The sequence below is a fragment of the Pseudomonas sp. LFS074 genome, from assembly GCF_047978165.1.
Taxonomy (GTDB): domain Bacteria; phylum Pseudomonadota; class Gammaproteobacteria; order Pseudomonadales; family Pseudomonadaceae; genus Aquipseudomonas; species Aquipseudomonas putida_P.
Genome location: NZ_JBFPFV010000018.1, coordinates 1 through 2,002, shown reverse-complemented (window position 1 = coordinate 2,002; position 2,002 = coordinate 1). Strand labels below are relative to the sequence as shown.

Annotated in this window: 1 protein-coding gene and 1 pseudogene; both read left to right on the top strand. The window is 57.4% G+C overall.

The window, feature by feature from the left end; all coding sequences use genetic code 11:
- Positions 1-430, top strand: a pseudogene (locus tag ACNQP3_RS29285) (tRNA uridine-5-carboxymethylaminomethyl(34) synthesis GTPase MnmE); the annotation flags it as partial.
- 516 nt (positions 431-946) lie between these two features.
- Positions 947-2,002, top strand: a 1,056-nt coding sequence (gene mnmG / locus ACNQP3_RS29280; RefSeq protein WP_416470708.1) for a tRNA uridine-5-carboxymethylaminomethyl(34) synthesis enzyme MnmG, incomplete at its 3' end; no start/stop codon positions are given.

Here is a 2,002-nt window from a genome sequence, read left to right as displayed (position 1 = left end):
CGCGCTGTGGCCCGAGTTTCTCGACCAGCGGCCAGACCCGGCCAAGGTCACGCTGATTCGTAACAAGGCTGATCTGAGTGGTGAGCACGTAGGGCTGGAGCAGTGCGATGACGGCCATGTGACCATTACCCTCAGCGCCAAGGGCGACGACACGGGGTTGCAACTGCTGCGCGACCATCTCAAGGCCTGTATGGGTTACGAACAGACTGCAGAGAGTGGCTTCAGTGCCCGCCGGCGCCACCTGGATGCCTTGCGCCAGGCTAGCGAGCATCTGGAGCACGGCCGTGCCCAATTGACCTTGGCGGGCGCAGGAGAGCTCCTGGCTGAAGACTTACGCCAGGCACAGCATGCCCTGGGGGAAATTACCGGGGCATTCAGCTCGGATGACCTGCTGGGGCGGATTTTCTCCAGCTTCTGCATCGGCAAGTAATCCACAGCCAGGCAAGGCCAAGCGCCGCTTCTTCGGGAGCGGCTTTTTTTTGCCTGAAATTCGTTGCACGAGATGACTGTAGTCCGGTGTCCCGAGCACCAGTGCAAGCGGACCTGTCTGAAAACCGTACTCAGGAGCCCTGTGGAAAACCCGCCTTCAGCTCAGTTGATAAGCAGGCTTTTTTTCTGAGGGCAAAACCGCCTGTGGGTAAAACGTCATTTAATCCACAGGCTAAATGACGTTATCCAAAGCCCTCATGGCACTCCAGACACAGGGTTTAATTTTCCTCTACACAGCGTCATTCCTAGTCTACGAGGATTTATCCACAGATATCCTTGTGCATAAGAATAAACATAAAAACAAAGCTTTTATAAATTTCTTCTTGTTGATTTCTGTTGTGCGCCACTCATCCACAGACTGGTCAAAATTTGCTCAGACGGTTTCTTTAAAGGGTGTGAAGTCCCTATACTTGTCGGCTTACCTTTTCTATTCGCAAAAACAGGCACGAGGTGCGTGGTGGATTTCCCTTCCCGTTTTGAAGTGATCGTCATCGGCGGCGGCCATGCCGGTACCGAGGCTGCGCTTGCGTCTGCACGCATGGGTGTGAAAACCCTGCTGTTGACCCATAACGTGGAAACCCTCGGTCACATGAGCTGCAACCCCGCCATCGGCGGTATTGGCAAAAGCCATCTGGTCAAAGAGATCGATGCCCTAGGCGGCGCCATGGCGCTGGCCACCGACAAGAGCGGCATCCAGTTCCGCGTTTTGAACAACCGCAAGGGCCCGGCCGTACGCGCCACCCGTGCACAGGCCGACCGCGCCATCTACAAGGCGGTGGTGCGTGAAATCCTTGAAAACCAGCCGAACCTGTGGATATTCCAGCAGTCCTGCGACGACCTGATCGTCGAGCAGGATCAGGTCAAAGGTGTGGTGACCCAGATGGGTCTGCGTTTCTTCGCCGAATCGGTGGTATTGACGACCGGTACCTTCCTCGGCGGCCTTATCCACATTGGTCTGCAAAACCATTCCGGCGGCCGTGCCGGCGATCCACCCTCGATCGCCTTGGCCCACCGCATGCGTGAACTGCCGCTGCGTGTAGGCCGCCTGAAAACCGGGACCCCGCCACGCATAGACGGCCGCTCGGTGGACTTCTCGGTGATGACCGAGCAGCCAGGCGATACACCGATCCCGGTGATGTCGTTCATGGGCAATGCCGAAATGCATCCCCGTCAGGTGAGCTGCTGGATTACCCACACCAATGCACGCACCCACGAGATCATCGCCTCGAACCTCGACCGTTCGCCGATGTACTCGGGTGTGATCGAAGGTGTCGGCCCGCGTTATTGCCCATCGATCGAAGACAAGATTCACCGCTTCGCCGACAAGGACAGCCACCAGGTGTTCATCGAGCCGGAAGGCCTGACCACCCATGAGCTGTACCCCAACGGTATTTCCACGTCGCTGCCGTTCGACGTGCAACTGGAGCTGGTGCGTTCGATCCGCGGTATGGAAAACGCCCACATCGTGCGCCCTGGCTATGCCATCGAGTACGACTACTTCGACCCGCGTGAC